Here is a 15272-nt window from a genome sequence, read left to right on the forward strand (position 1 = left end):
ATAGATTCTGTTTAGAAACCAGGGCTCGTTTTCGAAATGTCGATGTTCAGATACTACGCGGCCAAGGCAAAAGGGCAGGCACTTGTTCCGGCAAAGGCGGTCCACACCAACTTCCTGAGAACCGGGCGGATCGCGCGCGACGCCGAGGACTGGGTCGCAGAAGAACGGCGCTACCTGACCGACGAGGAGGTGGCGGCGCGAACCGGTCTGCGGCTTGAAAACGCAGGCAGGAAGACGCACCAGCGGCTGAGCAGGTTCCACAAGGGCATCAGGTTTCCCGAGATCATCTTTCACAAGACCTTGGCTACGTTGCCGCATCTTGGCTATGTCCATGTGACGGCGTCGAAGGCAAACTTTGCCGACTACAAGGATGTCACCTGGGGTTTCTACATCGCCAATTTTTCGGCCGAAATCACCGCGGATGAGCACTTCTTCAATCGCATAAATCCGCGCTACTCGCGGATGTATTTCGCGGTGGCGATGAAAAACGAGGAAGACGGCAAGACGCTCCAGCAGGTGATCAACCGCGACTTCCGGGAAAACGGCGTCGTGTTCAGAACCGCTGACCCCAAGACAGCGCTCAAGAACGTGCTGATGCTGGGTGCAAAAAACGCCGAACTGCGCAAGATCGTCGAGGCGATCGGCTGAGAGGTTGAAACCACCGTTGGCCATATCTGCGCGGTGGTGATCGCCATGGGTTCAGGTGTGACCAGCCGGCAGGAACAAACAGGGCGACTTTTACAATCTGTTGCATTGCAGCGCCGAACGGAAATCGGCCGACGAGATCACCATGTTCAAGATTGGCGGCGGTGTTCATTGTAACGTGATGATCGTTCACGCAGAGTATGGGGCCGCTGGGGGGCTGTGAGGGGCGGACACATAACGTCGGTGAAGTGCGGGAAGCGCAGATTTGCCGGGTTGCCCAACAAGCTCCGCAAAGCATGATTTTCTGCACTTGCTCCCAGAGTCAAAGTGGTTCAGCGAAGTTTGTAAAACTACAGGACGCATGTACGATTGCGCACATTTGGAAGTCCTGAATGCAACCAAAGTTCAGGGATAGCGGAAATAAGTATTGATGCTTTCAAATACGATTTTAAATACCGCATATTTCACGGCCAATTTTTTGAATTTTCTATTCGAATACCAGTGTGGTGAGGCGAATTAAGCTTATTGAAAAGATTGGAAACGAGCAAAAATAATACCATACTCTGTGAACGATGTTTGGTTTATTTCTACTATATTTCTCAATTTCTGCGTCTTCTTTAGTGTAATGCCATTGTTTTGGATTCGCTTCTATCGCTTGGGATATGAGGTCGTATGCCCCAATAAATTGACGAAGGTCGCGCCCCGATTTGATTTTGGAAACAAATCTGGCGAGATACATGATGGTTTTGAGATCATGGTAATAGACTGCCACACGCTTGGTAGCCTCTCGTGGTGCAAGAGCTACCCAAACAAGCAAAGCTTCAATGGCAGATTCTCGGCTCGAGGAGTATTGCGCCAATTGAAATGCAAAAAGCCAGAAGTCGCGCGCTGCCGCGTCAGCAAAAGGCATGGACCGCTCCGGCACCTCTTCAAAGTCAAAAAAGCCGATATCGCCGCTTTGATGCTCAAACATGTCCCGCAAATTCGGACGCCCATGGATTAGCCCAGCGGCATGGAGTCGACCTAAGGAGGCCGTGGCCCGTCTCAATAGCGCATCTATAGACTGATGATCATGCGATAATAGAAATTCGCTAATCTTGTCATAGAGAGTCTGACCGAGATCAGGTGCAATAAAGACTGTGGGTGTTACAAGCGTAATCGGAGGGCTAGGTATGCCGACGGCATTCAGTGCCTTGGATTTGGCAAATTCATCTTCTGTTCGCTTGACTGCGCTCCTGAGTGGAGAGCTCTTTATAATAGGCGGATAAAGTATTGGGCTTGCAATCCCATGCAACAACTTTCCTACCGGATATATTGCTGGGCGATCTGACCTTTTAAGCCAATATGAGTTCCCGCAAATCGAGAATTTTTTTAAGCGATTTCCAGGGTATAAGCCAACGAGACGTTTGGCTTCTTGAGCAGCGGCATGATCTGTAACCGTGTCGTAATCTGGAATCTCCATATCTGCCATTTCCATTCCTGCTCATCGCCATCTTGCATTGAACTCAGCGCCAGTTCATGGGCCCTTGTCGTGGCTTGAAGCTGGCATCGGTCACTCGCTGAGGCGGTCGGCAATGCGATCAAGTCAAGTTATCCAAAAGCATCAGCAATGAGGTTTAATCATACCAATGCACGTTGGCCCATATTGACGGACTCCTTTTATAGGAAGCAAGAAATATGGCGGAAATTTGCGCCAATTTTATCTCTTCTACAGTTCTGTCTGTGATATCTCGTGATTTTGGTAAAAACATATTCGATCATCAATATTTAATGCTACAAAATTATTCAGATTGAATATCTAAAAAATTGTGTATTTAAACATATAAAAATAATTATATATATGTATAATACAAATATATTATTTGTGAAAGATTTTGAATGTATTTTGATAAAGAGACGTGTGACGAATAAATACGGTTTTATATGTGATCCTCGTTAAAATCATTATTATATGTGCCGCCTATCCTTTCAAAACGCTGCAAAAGGTTTCTTGGGTGAGGAGCTGCTGAATTGCGGCTTTGGGCCGAAAGTGCCGGGGCAGGGAGCCCATTGATAGGTTGTTCCTACCGGATAACTTCAGAACGCTCACTGCGCGTCGAAATCCAGCACCAGCTTTTCGGTATCCGGCCGCGCCTGGCAGCTCAGCGTAAAGCCGGCTTCGATTTCCCAGGGTTCGAGCGAGAAGTTTTCATCCATGGTGGCGGAGCCCTCGACGATCTTGCAGCGGCAGGTGCAGCACATGCCGCCGGCGCAGGAATAGGGCAGGTCGAGGCCTGCCTTCATCGCGGCGGTGAGCACGGTGTCGGTGCCTGCATCGACTTCGATGGTGCGGCGGGCGCCGTCGAGGATGATCTGTACGGATGAGCCGTGTTTGGCGCCGTTGACCTTCGCAGGATTTGGGGCCGGTTTTGGTGACGCTGCGGGCGCAGAGCCCGGGGCAGGGGTGAACAGTTCGAACTTGATCTTGTCCTCCGAAACACCGAGGGCGGCCATGGCGGCGGAAGCGGAGCGGATCATCGGCTCGGGGCCGCAGATATAGATCGCGTCGGCGGCCTTCGGATCGATCAGGCCGTGGCTTGCGAGCGTCTCGAGCTTGGCGGCGTCGAGCCTGCCGTTCATGATCTCCACGTCCTGAACTTCCTCATCCATGACATGGAGCAGCGTGAAGCGACCGGTGTAGCGGTCTTTCAGATCATTGAGATCATCAAGGAACATGACGCTAGAAGAATTGCGGTTGGCATAGAGCATGGTGACCGAGGAGTCCGGCTCGCCGGCCAGCACGGACTTTGCGATCGACAGGCAGGGGGTGACGCCGGAGCCTGCGGCCAGAAGCAGATATTCATGGTCGCCGCCGATCTGAGCGGTAAAGCGGCCCTGCGGCGGCATGACCTGGATACGGTCGCCGACCTTGAGTGTCTGGGCGAAACCCGAGAAACGGCCATCGGCGATGCGCTTGACGCCGACGGTGCGGCGGCCGGTTTCCAGCAGTGGCGAGCAGATCGAATAGGACCGGCGCATGTCCTCGCCGCCGATGTCGGCGCGCAGCGTCAGATACTGGCCCGGCAGAAAGGCAAAGGCCTCGCCAAGCTCATCGGGAATGGCAAAGGTGATGGCCACGGCGTCCGGCGTTTCCTTGCGGACGGCGGCAATTTCGAGTTCATGAAAGCGCGGAGCGGCCATGGGTCAGTTCCTCAGATGCACTTGAAATAGTCAAACGGTTCGGAGCACGCGTCGCAGCGGTAGTGCGCCTTGCAGGCGGTGGAGCCGAATTCGGACACCTTGGAGGTGTTGGACGAGCCACAGCGCGGGCAGGCGATGACGTCTTCGGAGAAGAAGGCGCGACGGCCACCGGACGCGCCCACCGGCGGGGCGATGCCATAGGCGCGCAGTTTCTCACGACCTTCCGCGCTGATCCAGTCGGTGGTCCATGCGGGCGTTATGACGCGCTCGATTTTCGCGTCTATGCCTGCGCTGAGCAGCGCCGACTGCACTGCCATCTCGATGGCGATGACGGCGGGGCAACCCGAATAAGTCGGCGTCAGCCGGACGAGGATGGCGCCATCCGCATTGCGGGTGACCGAGCGCAGGATGCCGAGATCGGCGACTGTGACGCAAGGTACTTCGGGATCGGGCACGCTGCTTGCCACATCAAGCGCGCGGGCGAGCTCGAAGTCAGTCACATTCGTGACGGGGCTATCGCTGCTCTTGCGCCCGGTGATGGTTGGCGACGGGTTCAAAGCGGTTACCAGGTCTGGCCGGGGTAGGCGCGCTGCATGAACTGGAGTTCAGCCAGCAGATGGCCCATGCCTTCGCCGTGGATACCGTCGCGGCCGCCCTTCTGGGGCATGCGCACGTCGGGCACGGTGAGATTTGCCGGGCGGAAGACAGTGGCGATGGTCTCGTCCCACTCGACGCGCAAAGAATCCGGATCCGGAAGGATGCCAGCCGCGACAGCGTCCGCGCGGGCGGGCGAGGCCATGAACATTTCGCCGGTGTAGCGGTGCAGCTCAGTCACGGCATCGGCCATGCGAGCAGCACTTTCGTCGGTGCCGTCGCCCATGCGGATGACCCATTCGCCTGCATGGCGCAGATGATAGGCCATTTCCTTTTCGGCCTTGGCGGCAATGCCGCGCAGCGTCTCGTCGCCCGAAGTGGCGGCGATGGTGTGCCAGTGGGGCTGCATGAAGGCTGCGAAATAGAGCTGGCGCAACATGGTGTGGGCAAAATCGCGGTTTTCGCGCTCGACCAGCAGACAGTTGCGATACTCGCGTTCGCGGCGCAGGAAGGCGAAATCATCCTCGCCACGGCCCTTGCCTTCGAGCTCGCCGGCATAGGCATAGAGCGCGCGGGCCTGGCCCAGCAGATCAAGTCCCATATTGGCGAGCGCCAGCTCTTCTTCGAGGATCGGCGCATGGCCACACCATTCCGACAGGCGGTGGCCGAGTATCAGACAATCATCGGCAAGTTCGAGGATGGCCGGAACAGCGGTGTCTTGCGAGAGTGTTTCAGCAACAGCCATCACATGTGCCCCACTTCATCGGGGATGTCGTAGAAGGTGGGGTGGCGGTAGATCTTGTCGTCGGAGGGCTCGAAATTGGCTTCCGCGAAGGACGGATCGGAGGCGGCGATGTCGGACGAGCGGACAACCCAGATCGAATTGCCCTCACCGCGGCGGGTGTAGACGTCGCGCGCCGACTGCAGGGCAAGTGCGGAATCGGCTGCATGCAGCGAGCCGACATGGCGGTGGTGCAGGCCGTTGCGCGGGCGGATGAAAACTTCCCAGAGCGGCGTCAGTTCGTGCTTGTCGGTCATTCTGCGGCCTCCTGAGTAAGGTTCTGTCTGTTGGCGCGTTTACGTGCGTGGGCGAGGGCTGCTTCGCGCACCCAGGCGCCATCATCCCAGGCCTTGTTGCGGTCGCGCAGGCGGTCGCGGTTCATCGCGCCGTTGCCGGAAACGACGGCCTTGAACTCGGCCCAGTCGATCTCGCCATGCTCATAGAGCTTGGTCTCTTCGTTCCACTTGAGATCCGGATCGGGGATGGTGAGGCCGAGATACTCGGCCTGCGGCACCGTGGCGGTGATGAATTTCTGGCGCAGCTCGTCATTGGAGAAGCGCTTGATCTTCCATTTCATTGACTGGTCGGAATTGGTGCTGTCAGTGTCGGACGGGCCGAACATCATCAGCGACGGCCACCACCAGCGATTGAGCGCGTCCTGCGCCATCTGCTTCTGCTCCTCGGAGCCCTTTGCGAGCGTCATCATGATCTCGTAACCCTGGCGCTGGTGGAAGCTTTCTTCCTTGCAGACGCGGATCATGGCGCGGGCATAGGGACCGTAGGAGCAGCGGCAGAGCGGGATCTGGTTCATGATTGCCGCGCCGTCGACCAGCCAGCCGATAGCGCCGATGTCGGCCCAGGTGGGGGTCGGGTAATTGAAGATCGAAGAGTACTTGGCCTTGCCCGCGAGCAGCTCTTCGGTCATCTGCTCGCGGCTGACGCCCAGGGTTTCAGCGGCCGAGTAGAGATAGAGGCCGTGGCCGCCTTCGTCCTGCACCTTTGCCAGAAGCGCGATCTTGCGGCGCAGGCTCGGCGCGCGGGTGATCCAGTTGCCTTCTGGCAGCATGCCGACGATTTCCGAATGCGCGTGCTGGCCGATCTGGCGCACCAGCGTGCGGCGATAGCCTTCGGGCATCGGGTCGTTGGGTTCGATTTTTTCCTCGCGGTCAACCCGCGCCTGGAATTCTGAAAGAAACTCTTCCGATTCCGTGGTGCTTGAGTCCGCGCCGATAAGGCCTTGGCTGTACATATCGAGATCCTCCGCAGTTGAGTCTGTTATATGTTACAGGCATGAAGAATGTCAAGAATATCTTGTAACACGTTTGCGCGCGGCCTGAATTCAGGCCCGGCTGCAGCCAAAGCGCTGGCGCAGCCGCGCATCGGGTGGTGGAAGGGGGCCTGAGGCCGTCATTACGTTCTCATCGAGCCAGGTCTCTGAGGCTGGCAGCAGCCGGGCATAGACTGCGGCGATCAGGCTGCGGGTTTCAGGCTCGGGATCATCGGGCTGGACGAGTTCAGCGGGCACGGCAAGCACGCGGAGTGCGACGCGCCGCCATTCGTGGATCATCAGGCATCTGAGCGTGATGGCATCTTCCGGCGTTGGAGTGGGGCCCAGATCAAGCGCCGCCCTGATGGGCTGATAGGCCGCGCGCAGCCGCTCGAATTCCGAGACCTGCCGCGCCTCGGCCATCTTTTCGAGCATGGCAGCACCGGGTTTGAGCGTTGGCGCATCAGCGAGCGTTGCGCCGGGCAGGCGCAAACCTGCTGGAAGCTTTTCAGCCAAGGCAAAGCAGAGGAACACCTGTGGCGTGAGTTGCAGCGCGCCCGCAGTTTCAATGTCGCGCAGGGTGGCGTCCGAGAGTGGCTCAGGTGCAATGACCAGTGATCTTGGCGTGCCGGCCGGCAGCAGAGATGTTTGTGCGTAGATTCGGCGTTCGGCGGACAGCACCGTGTCCCCTACATCGCCGGACAGCGCATAGAAACTGTTGCGGCCGTCGCGCGAGCGCTCGATCCAGCCATCGGCGGCAAGCCGCGAAATCGCGGTGCGCACCGCGCCGGCGCCAATGCCCAATCGCTGCATCAAGGTCTGCAGTGCACCGGCTGACACCACACCGCCACGCGGGCCGATGGCATCGCCCATGAAGCTCACGATCAGCGACCAGGCCGACAGCCGCTCGCTCGCCTGCACGGCGGCAAGGCGGGTCTCGATGGCACTGGAAATCGGATCGGGGGCGCGCATGGGGAGAGGCAATAGACGGATTTGGACGAGGCGGAAAGGGGTGGCGGGATGGCGGATGGTTTGGACGTCGGTCCAGTTGTTGTTCCGGACCTGACTATTGCGGCCAGAGGCTCATTGCCGTGTGAACACCACACAGAGATTGTTGGCAGGCATCTCGACTACGGAGGTCAAGGACAGTCCGGACTGTTCGGCGGTGCGGGCCACATCCTCCAACAGGCGGATGCCCCAGGCGGGATTTCGGGCGCTGAGGCTTGTATCGAAATCCACGTTGCTTGGCGCAAGTGGCTGGCCTTGGCGGCGATAGGGGCCGTAGAGCATCAGTACGCCGCCAGTGTCGAGCAGTTCGCCCGCGCCTTTCAGCAGGCCTTGGGTCGCCGGCCAGGGACTGATGTGGACCATGTTGATCGCGATCATCGCGTCGGCCCGCGCGATCGGCCAGGTCTCGCTCGACGCGTCAATATCGAGCGGTGGCAGCACGTTGCTCAGGGCTTCCGCTTTCGTCCATTCCTCAATCGAGGCACGCGCATCTGTTGACGGATCGGAAGGCTGCCAGACCAGGCTCGGAAAAAGGCTTGCAAAATGGATGACATGTTCGCCGGAGCCGCTGGCAATCTCGAGCACTTTTCCCGTGCCGGGCAGGATATCAGCCAAAACATCAGCGATCGGGCCGCGGTTACGAAGGGCGGCGGGGCTCGAGAGTTTCTGGTCTTGAGATGACATTGATGCGTCCTTGTGGTGGGGGGAACGGCAGCGATCTGGTTTCGGCTTGGCGTCGGGCTCTGCCACTATCCCTCATTCGCGGTAAGTCAGAAAGCCCAGGACAGCCCGGGTCACCCTGCGAGTCACGGCCTGAGTGTCCGTTTCGCCGCGCATGGCGGCGTCATTTGTCAGAACGCGGCAGATGGAAACAACGTCAGCGGCGATGACGGGGCTTGCATCCGGATCGAAACTCCGGACCACGCTTCTCACCTCGCCCGCGATTGACGACGCCAGATGCTGCATCTCTTCAGAGAGCTCCAGCGAACTTTCGACATATTCGAGTTCGAGCGCCAGCCGGGGGCGGGCAAACTGGTGATCGATGGCAATAGCGATCAGGCGGTGGAGCTTTTCGTCCGGTGGCAAATCTGATTGTGACACGGTCCGGATCTGGTCGAGCATCGACGCCCATTCGCGCCTGAGAAGCGAGGCGATGATCGACTGCTTGTTGGGGAAATACTGATAGAGCGAGCCGATGCTCACACCGGCGCGTTCCGCTGCCGCATTGGTTGTCAAAGCGGCAGCCCCGTGCTGTTCGAGAATGTGAGCCGCGGCCTCGATGATCGCCGTCTGCGTCGCTATCGAGCGGGTCTGACGTGCCTGTTTTCGTGGCGCATGCTGGGTCATGGCTGGCTTCTGTCCAATGCGAGTTGCGAAAGTGAGCATTAGCTCACATTCTTGTTGTCGTCCACAACACGAAGGATGGAAACATGAACTTTCTCAGGCCTTTCGACGTGCTTGCAGCCGTCGCCTTGTCTACCAGCAGCGCAACGGCGCAATTGGCCGATACCGCTTGCCCTGCGCGGTCCCCGCGGTCAGCCGGATCGGTATGGAGTTGTCGCATTGTCGCTGCCGGTTAGGAGGATCTCAAAATGAAACTGACAGTGTTTTTGTTGCTGCAGGCTTCCAGCGATTGGCTTCAGCTGGATCGCGCCACCCGCAAACAGATCGGAGATCAGGCCTTTGCCGACAGTTTTGGCGGTAGCGGGATTGCCGTCCGCTTTTTCGACGCCGAAGCGTTCTGCGCTGAAGTATCCGACGTGGCCATGATCGAGGCCGACAATCCGCACGATTACTATTTCGCCATCGAAAGGCTGCGCGACACGCCGGTGATCGCAAAGGGATATTTCCGCGTCGAGAAGATGATTCCGAGTTTCGAGAACGGTTATCAGGAGTTTGAAGATGCGTCATAAACACCAATCTCTGGCTGGAAATGTGATTCTCCTGACGGGCGCAACGCGGGGGATTGGCCGCGCGATGTGTGACAGGCTGGTTGCGGAAGGTGCACGCGTTCTGGCCGTTGCCAGCAACGCGGACGCGCTGGAGCGGCTGAGGGCCGAGTTCGGCGATGCCGTGGTGGCGATGCCGTGTGATCTTGATGATCCGCAGGCGCGGGCCGAGTTGGTCGCGCAGGTCAAAGACGAGGTGCCTCGGCTGGACGGGTTGATCAACAACGCCGGAATTCAGATCGAGATGCGCTTCTTCGCGCCGCAACACCCGCAAATCGCTGCAATGATCGCGCGCGAGATCGAGATAAACCTGGTCGCGCCGACCGAGCTGATTGCCGGACTTTTGCCGCAGCTGGGCGCATCGGGCTCGGGGTTCGTGGTGAACGTCACCACAGGGCTTGCGATCTTTCCGAAGCAGGCCTCTCCGGTCTATTGCGCGACAAAGGCCGGGCTGCGCAGCCTGACGCAATCGCTTCGCTACCAGGCTATGGCGGAGGGCGGGCAGGTCTTCGTCAGTGAAGCGATCATGTCCCTGGTCGATACGGAAATGACGCAAGGGCGAGGGCGCGGCAAGATCAGCCCCGAGCGGGCCGCCGGGGAAATTGTTGCCGGACTCAAGGCGAGAAAGCCGGAGATCTGGATCGGCAAGGCAAAGCTTCTTCGCGTGCTGGCGCGTGTCGTGCCGGGAGTGGCTGCCCGCATTTTGAGGTGATCGCGGATTTCCAACAGCTCACGCCGGCACACGCGCTGCCGCGTGCCCCGGTGGTGCATTGCACAGCGATCAGCTAGGCTCTTGGTTTGATAAGCATGTGAAACCAGCCGAAAAGGACCACCAGCCATGAGAGTTATCGTTATGGGGGCCGGCGTGATCGGGGTGACCACTGCGTATTATCTGGCCAAGGGCGGGGCGGAAGTTGTGGTGCTCGACCGGCAGACCGGACCGGGGCTGGAGACCAGTTACGCCAATGCGGGTGAGCTGAGCTACGGCATGACCTCGCCATGGGCAGCGCCGGGCGTGCCGGTGAAGGCGCTGAAATGGCTGTTCATGAAGCGCCGTCCGCTGTTCATCTGGCCGCTGATCAGCCCGCGGATGTGGATGTGGGGCCTGCAGATGCTCCAGAATTGCAACGACGAGAGCTACCGGGTCAACAAGGGCCGGATGGTGCGGATCTCGAACTATTCTCGCGATTTAATGCCCGAGCTGATCGCGGAAACCGGCATCGAATATGACGGACGGGCGCAGGGCACGCTGCAGCTGTTCCGCAATGCCAAGCAGATGAAGGATTCGCGCGCCGACCAGGAGATTCTTGCGGAGTATGATTCACCCTACGAGGTGCTGGGCCGTGATGCCTGCATTGCGGCCGAGCCGGCGCTGGCCGAGGTGCGCAACAAGTTTGTTGGCGGCCTGCAATTGACCGCTGACCGGACAGGCGACTGCCGCATGTTTACAATCGCGCTGGCCGAAAAATGCGCCGAAATGGGCGTTGAGTTCCAGTATGGCCAGTCGATCCGGTCGATCGCTGTGGAAAACGGCAAGATCGCCGGTGTCGACACCGAGATCGCCGGGCGGATCGAGGGTGACGCCTATGTCTGCGCTTTGGGCAGTTTCGGGCCGAGAGTGCTCGATCCCATCGGGGTGAAACTGCCGGTCTATCCGGTGAAGGGCTATTCGGTGACGCTGCCGGTGACAGATGACGCTTTTGCGCCGCAATCGACCATCATGGACGAAACCCACAAGGTGGCGATCACCCGGCTCGGCGACCGTATTCGCGTAGCGGGCACTGCCGAGATCGCCGGCTATTCCAATCGGCTGGGACCGCATGCGACCGACACAGTCAAGCACGTGATCAGCGATTTGTTTCCCAAGGGCGGCGATATCTCGAAGGCCGAAGGCTGGACCGGGCTCAGGCCGATGACGCCCGACGGCACCCCGGTGCTCGGAGCCTCGCGCTACGACAATCTCTACCTCAACACCGGCCACGGCACACTTGGCTGGACCATGGCCTGCGGATCGGGCCGTGCGGTGGCGGATGTGGTGCTGGGCAAGACGCCGGAGATCTCGTTTGAGGGGCTGACTGCGGAGCGGTATGGGTGAGGGGCCCGAAACGCCTCACATGTTTGCACAAGCGACTTGAAGGCGGGCCCATCCCACATCCAACGCATTTTGCAATACAGCGCTTTTAGCTTGCAGTTTCCTGTGTTCGCGGTTCGGGGCGGACAAAGATGCGTCTCACTTCGGGATGAGTCTTGCGCACCGCAGCGCCGATTGTGCCGATCAGACGCTCGAGATCCGGAACGGTCATCTCGTCGGGGAATTCCAGGGTAAAGGCCGCGAAAACCTGGTCGGCACCGAGCTGGACCGTTAACAGATCCACGATACGGCGGACTTCGGGATGCTTGCCAACTGTAGAGCGAAGGGCCTCAACAACCTCGGGGTTGGCGGCCTCGCCCACCAGCAGATGCTTGCTTTCACGCGCAAGCACGACGGCAACACCGGCAAGCAGGACGCCGATGGCGATCGAAGAGGCACCGTCCCAGACCGGATTTTCCGTCACCACGGCAATACCCGTGCCCACTGCAGCAATCGCCACTCCGATCATTGCCGCTGAATCTTCAAGCAAGACTGTGAAGGATGTGGGATCCTTGCTGCGCTGGACTGCCTGCCAGATGCTGCGGCGCCCCTTGACTTTGCGGAACGCCTTCCATGCGAACCACAGAGAGATCCCCTCGAACACAAAGGCAAGGCCGAACACGATGAAGTTGACCATCGGCTGGGTGATCGGCTCGGGGGCGAGGATGTGGATGACGCCTTCATAGATCGAAATTCCGGCACCCAGCGCGAAGATCATCATGGCGACCACGAAGCACCAGAAATAGAGTTCGCGCCCATAGCCCACCGGGTGTTCGGCGTCGGGGGCCTTTGCCGCACGTTTCTGCCCGTAGAGCAGCAGAACCTCGTTGCCGCAATCAACCAGACTGTGAACGCCTTCGCTCATCATCGCCGAGCCGCCGGTTATGAACGCTGCGATGAACTTGGTGATCGCAATCGCCAGATTGCCAATCAACGCCGCGTAAAGCGCTGTGGTGTTCTCGTGCTTGGCCATGGTCCCCGCGTCGTTCCCCTGAAAGTTTCTGACGTCGCGCATCAACGTCGAGCTCTACAGGAAGGTTCATTTAATTGTGCGGAAGGCATGAGCCATGGGGCGGGGCTGCGATGCACTCCGTTGTGGTCTTGTGAGATTATGAATGGAGACCTGCTGATACCGTGTGCTGGTGTAGAGGGCGGTGACCGACCTGATTCTGGGAAAACTGCCGGCAATTTCTTTCGAGTGGCTGGCCGATATGAGTGAGGGGGAGCCAAATCCGCCACAACCACAGCTGACGTTGACCCTAACCTGTGTCAGTCCCGGGCGTTTCTCGACGTGATAATCCTTTAATCTGAACAATTTGGCAGATTCAGTATCAATATGCCTGTCAATTCATTCCCGCGAAACAAGCTCGGGAAATCGAACTGCTACGGCAGACTGACCGTGCCCGGCAGCAACAGCTGCATTCATGGGCCTTTTGCAGGCGCGGCAAACACGGCTTTGCCACCCGCAAAACAAGAGACTTGGAAAGTTGTCCAATATGAAAAGCATTTTTTTCGCTGCTGCACTCGCAGCACTCGCGACCCCGACCGCAGCCCTGGCACAGGAGAATTGCGGTGAAGTCACGATTACCCAGATGAACTGGGACTCAGCGGCCATCGTGACGGCTGTGTCGAAATTCCTGATGGAACAGGGCTATGGCTGCGACGTGACCATCGTGCCATCCGATACCACGCCGGCGATGACATCGCTGTCTGAAAACAACGAGCCCGACATTGTCACCGAGCTGTGGGAAAATTCCGCAGGCGACGCCTACAAGAAGCTCAAGGCTGACGGCAAGATCGTCGAGCTTGGCAGCGTGCTTGACCCGGGCGGCGTCGAAGGCTGGTGGTTGCCTACCTACCTGGTCGAAGCCCATCCAGAACTTGCGACAATCCAGGGCGTGATGGAAAATCCCGAACTGGTCGGCGGCATGTTCAACAACTGCCCCGATGGCTGGGGCTGCCGCATCGTCAATGACAATCTGATCCGCGCCTACGACCTTGAAGGCAAGGGTTTCGAGATCTTCAACCACGGCTCCGGCGAGACACTGGCAACATCCATGGCAGCAGCCTACCAGGCCAAGGAGCCCTGGTTCGGCTACTACTGGGGTCCAACCACGCCGCTGGGCAAGTTCGACATGACCAGCGTCGATCTGAGCGAGTTTGACGCGGAAGCCTTTGCAGCCATCCAGAATGCTGATGCGCCAAATCCGAAGCCGACCTCGTTCGCCTCGGCTTCGGTGCTGACGATCGTGACCAAGGACTTCATGGAATCCCACCCTGACGTTTCAGCTCTTATGGGCCACGTGACGTTCAAGACGGAAACCATGAGCCAGCTTCTGGCCTGGAAGGAAGAGAAGAACGCATCGAATGAAGAAGCTGCGGTCTATTTCCTCAAGAACAATCCCGATGAGTGGAGCGGCTGGATCAACGCACCCGCCAAGGAAAAGCTCTCGGCATTGCTGAACTAGAACCGGTTCCGGCTGGCACATCTGCTGCCAGCCAGCGCCTGCGGGTGGCGTCCGTGAGAACGGGTCGGCCAACCAAGGCGGGCCAACAGACAGGGCCAGGGTCATGCGACCCGGCCCTGTGATTGGGCCCTGTGATTGATTGAGACAAGTAAATTAGGGGCTGCAACGGCCGCTATATTCTGCCCCGGGTGAGTGATGCATGGCGACTTATGATTTTCTTTTCGATTGGACGGGCCTGCGCACCTGGTGTGGCGCCAGCGGTGATGACGGCGGCGGGATGATGTCCATGGCGCAATTGCTCGCGCAATCATCGGGCAACAGCGCTGAAAAGACGGCATGGGAAACCCCGTTTCCATCGATGGATGCGATGCATGAAGCCTGCACGTCCTTTCCCCAGTCGCGCGAACTCACCAGCGGTCTCGAGCAAGGCTTCATGTCGATCAAGAACAGCCTGAAAGTGGTTGTCGATCCGCTGACCCAACCATTGAGCTGGGCGCTCAACGAAGCGCTGTGGATCATGCAAGCGGTGCCCTGGTTCATCATGATTCCGCTGTTGATGCTGATTGCCTTTGCGGTCGCCCGCTCGTTCAAGCTGGTCGGGCTGGTGGCGCTCTGTTTCGGCTTCCTCGGCTTTGTCGATTATTACACCTACACGATGCAGACGCTGGCTATCATCTTTGTCTGCGCCTTTACCTGCGTGCTGCTGGGCGTGCCCATAGGCATTGCCATGTCGCGCAGCGACCGCGTGCAGCGCATCATGATCCCCATTCTGGACATGCTCCAGACCCTGCCGCCCTTTGTCTATCTGATCCCGTTGATCTTCCTGTTCTCGGTCACCGAGCCGAAGCTCTACGGCATCGCCATCATCCTTTATGCCATCGTGCCGGTGGTCCGGCTCACCGATCTCGGCATCAGGCTGGTCGACGCTGATGTGATTGAGGCGGCAGACGCATTCGGCATGACCAAGACGCAAAAACTGTTCAACGTCGAAATCCCGCTGGCGCTTCCCAACATCATGGCGGGCGTCAACCAGACCATCATGATGAGCCTCGCCATGGTGGTGATCGCATCGCTGGTCTCGGCCCCGGGGCTGGGCGTGCTGGTGCTGCGCGGCATCCGGTCTCTGGAGCTTGGTGTTGGCCTGCTCTCGGGTCTCGGCATCGTTCTCCTCGCGATCATTCTCGACCGCGTCACCAAGGCGGCGCTTGCCCGCATCAATGTCAGCCAGACGCGATAGGAGATGACGGAT

Annotated in this window: 16 protein-coding genes; 6 read left to right on the forward strand and 10 right to left on the reverse strand. The window is 58.7% G+C overall.

What is annotated here, in order from left to right:
- Positions 1–36: 36 nt before the first annotated feature.
- Positions 37–648 carry a DUF6656 family protein gene (locus WNZ14_RS10835; RefSeq protein WP_342868665.1) on the forward strand — a complete coding sequence of 204 codons (612 nt, stop codon included), beginning with the start codon at positions 37–39 and terminating at the stop codon, positions 646–648.
- A 484-nt stretch (positions 649–1132) separates the two neighbouring features.
- Here the strand turns inward: WNZ14_RS10835 and WNZ14_RS10840 are convergent, their stop codons facing one another.
- The 9 genes from WNZ14_RS10840 to WNZ14_RS10880 form a co-directional block, all read right to left on the reverse strand.
- Complete coding sequence (locus WNZ14_RS10840) at positions 1133–2116, reverse strand: hypothetical protein (RefSeq protein WP_342868666.1); 984 nt, start codon at positions 2114–2116, stop codon at positions 1133–1135.
- Positions 2117–2730: 614 nt separating this feature from the next.
- Positions 2731–3825 carry a 2Fe-2S iron-sulfur cluster-binding protein gene (locus tag WNZ14_RS10845; RefSeq protein WP_342868667.1) on the reverse strand — a complete coding sequence of 365 codons (1095 nt, stop codon included), beginning with the start codon at positions 3823–3825 and terminating at the stop codon, positions 2731–2733.
- 11 nt (positions 3826–3836) lie between these two features.
- Entirely contained in the window at positions 3837–4325 is a 489-nt protein-coding gene (gene paaD / locus WNZ14_RS10850; RefSeq protein ID WP_342870212.1) for a 1,2-phenylacetyl-CoA epoxidase subunit PaaD, read from the reverse strand.
- A gap of 62 nt (positions 4326–4387) precedes the next feature.
- Entirely contained in the window at positions 4388–5164 is a 777-nt protein-coding gene (paaC, locus tag WNZ14_RS10855; protein WP_342868668.1) for a 1,2-phenylacetyl-CoA epoxidase subunit PaaC, read from the reverse strand.
- A complete protein-coding gene (gene paaB, locus WNZ14_RS10860; RefSeq protein WP_342868669.1) occupies positions 5164–5457 on the reverse strand; it encodes a 1,2-phenylacetyl-CoA epoxidase subunit PaaB in 294 nt (97 codons plus the stop codon). The genes paaC and paaB overlap by 1 nt, the downstream gene beginning before the upstream one ends.
- Positions 5454–6449 carry a 1,2-phenylacetyl-CoA epoxidase subunit PaaA gene (gene paaA, locus WNZ14_RS10865; RefSeq protein WP_342868670.1) on the reverse strand — a complete coding sequence of 332 codons (996 nt, stop codon included), beginning with the start codon at positions 6447–6449 and terminating at the stop codon, positions 5454–5456. Before paaA ends, paaB begins: the two co-directional genes overlap by 4 nt.
- A 90-nt stretch (positions 6450–6539) precedes the next feature.
- Positions 6540–7439 carry a PaaX family transcriptional regulator C-terminal domain-containing protein gene (locus tag WNZ14_RS10870; RefSeq protein ID WP_342868671.1) on the reverse strand — a complete coding sequence of 300 codons (900 nt, stop codon included), beginning with the start codon at positions 7437–7439 and terminating at the stop codon, positions 6540–6542.
- 111 nt (positions 7440–7550) lie between these two features.
- The gene (locus WNZ14_RS10875) at positions 7551–8159 is read right to left on the reverse strand and encodes a DUF938 domain-containing protein (protein ID WP_342868672.1); all 609 of its coding nucleotides are present in this window, start codon (positions 8157–8159) and stop codon (positions 7551–7553) included.
- Positions 8160–8231: 72 nt separating this feature from the next.
- A complete protein-coding gene (locus WNZ14_RS10880; protein ID WP_342868673.1) occupies positions 8232–8822 on the reverse strand; it encodes a TetR/AcrR family transcriptional regulator in 591 nt (196 codons plus the stop codon).
- A 245-nt stretch (positions 8823–9067) separates the two neighbouring features.
- Here WNZ14_RS10880 and WNZ14_RS10885 point away from each other — a divergent pair, with 245 nt between their 5' ends.
- The 3 genes from WNZ14_RS10885 (at position 9068) to WNZ14_RS10895 (ending at position 11519) form a co-directional block, all read left to right on the forward strand.
- Positions 9068–9388 (forward strand): darcynin family protein, encoded by a 321-nt coding sequence (locus WNZ14_RS10885; RefSeq protein WP_342868674.1) that lies wholly within the window; start codon positions 9068–9070, stop codon positions 9386–9388.
- Positions 9378–10136, forward strand: coding sequence for an SDR family NAD(P)-dependent oxidoreductase (locus WNZ14_RS10890; protein WP_342868675.1), 759 nt, complete (start codon positions 9378–9380; stop codon positions 10134–10136). Before WNZ14_RS10885 ends, WNZ14_RS10890 begins: the two co-directional genes overlap by 11 nt.
- A 126-nt stretch (positions 10137–10262) precedes the next feature.
- Positions 10263–11519 carry a D-amino acid dehydrogenase gene (locus tag WNZ14_RS10895; RefSeq protein ID WP_342868676.1) on the forward strand — a complete coding sequence of 419 codons (1257 nt, stop codon included), beginning with the start codon at positions 10263–10265 and terminating at the stop codon, positions 11517–11519.
- An 85-nt stretch (positions 11520–11604) separates the two neighbouring features.
- On the opposite strand, the gene WNZ14_RS10900 is transcribed toward WNZ14_RS10895, so the two are convergent.
- On the reverse strand, positions 11605–12570 hold the full coding sequence (locus WNZ14_RS10900) for a cation diffusion facilitator family transporter (RefSeq protein ID WP_342868677.1): 966 nt from the start codon (positions 12568–12570) through the stop codon (positions 11605–11607).
- A gap of 481 nt (positions 12571–13051) precedes the next feature.
- On the opposite strand from WNZ14_RS10900, the gene WNZ14_RS10905 reads away from it, so the two are divergent.
- Complete coding sequence (locus WNZ14_RS10905; RefSeq protein WP_342868678.1) at positions 13052–14023, forward strand: ABC transporter substrate-binding protein; 972 nt, start codon at positions 13052–13054, stop codon at positions 14021–14023.
- A 199-nt stretch (positions 14024–14222) separates the two neighbouring features.
- Positions 14223–15260, forward strand: a complete 1038-nt coding sequence (locus WNZ14_RS10910; RefSeq protein WP_342868679.1) for an ABC transporter permease subunit — start codon at positions 14223–14225, stop codon at positions 15258–15260.
- Positions 15261–15272: the final 12 nt, after the last annotated feature.

It is taken from the genome of Hoeflea sp. AS60, from assembly GCF_038900115.1.
GTDB lineage: Bacteria > Pseudomonadota > Alphaproteobacteria > Rhizobiales > Rhizobiaceae > Hoeflea.

Excerpts from the sequence above, each read along its gene's own strand:
- WNZ14_RS10835 (WP_342868665.1), top strand. The coding sequence starts at position 37 with ATGTCGATGTTCAGATACTACGCGGCCAAGGCAAAAGGGCAGGCACTT.
- WNZ14_RS10840 (WP_342868666.1), bottom strand. The coding sequence starts at position 2,116 with ATGGCAGATATGGAGATTCCAGATTACGACACGGTTACAGATCATGCC.
- WNZ14_RS10845 (WP_342868667.1), bottom strand. The coding sequence starts at position 3,825 with ATGGCCGCTCCGCGCTTTCATGAACTCGAAATTGCCGCCGTCCGCAAG.
- paaC (WP_342868668.1), bottom strand. The coding sequence starts at position 5,164 with ATGGCTGTTGCTGAAACACTCTCGCAAGACACCGCTGTTCCGGCCATC.
- paaB (WP_342868669.1), bottom strand. The coding sequence starts at position 5,457 with ATGACCGACAAGCACGAACTGACGCCGCTCTGGGAAGTTTTCATCCGC.
- paaA (WP_342868670.1), bottom strand. The coding sequence starts at position 6,449 with ATGTACAGCCAAGGCCTTATCGGCGCGGACTCAAGCACCACGGAATCG.
- WNZ14_RS10870 (WP_342868671.1), bottom strand. The coding sequence starts at position 7,439 with ATGCGCGCCCCCGATCCGATTTCCAGTGCCATCGAGACCCGCCTTGCC.
- WNZ14_RS10875 (WP_342868672.1), bottom strand. The coding sequence starts at position 8,159 with ATGTCATCTCAAGACCAGAAACTCTCGAGCCCCGCCGCCCTTCGTAAC.
- WNZ14_RS10880 (WP_342868673.1), bottom strand. The coding sequence starts at position 8,822 with ATGACCCAGCATGCGCCACGAAAACAGGCACGTCAGACCCGCTCGATA.
- WNZ14_RS10885 (WP_342868674.1), top strand. The coding sequence starts at position 9,068 with ATGAAACTGACAGTGTTTTTGTTGCTGCAGGCTTCCAGCGATTGGCTT.
- WNZ14_RS10890 (WP_342868675.1), top strand. The coding sequence starts at position 9,378 with ATGCGTCATAAACACCAATCTCTGGCTGGAAATGTGATTCTCCTGACG.
- WNZ14_RS10895 (WP_342868676.1), top strand. The coding sequence starts at position 10,263 with ATGAGAGTTATCGTTATGGGGGCCGGCGTGATCGGGGTGACCACTGCG.
- WNZ14_RS10900 (WP_342868677.1), bottom strand. The coding sequence starts at position 12,570 with ATGCGCGACGTCAGAAACTTTCAGGGGAACGACGCGGGGACCATGGCC.
- WNZ14_RS10905 (WP_342868678.1), top strand. The coding sequence starts at position 13,052 with ATGAAAAGCATTTTTTTCGCTGCTGCACTCGCAGCACTCGCGACCCCG.
- WNZ14_RS10910 (WP_342868679.1), top strand. The coding sequence starts at position 14,223 with ATGGCGACTTATGATTTTCTTTTCGATTGGACGGGCCTGCGCACCTGG.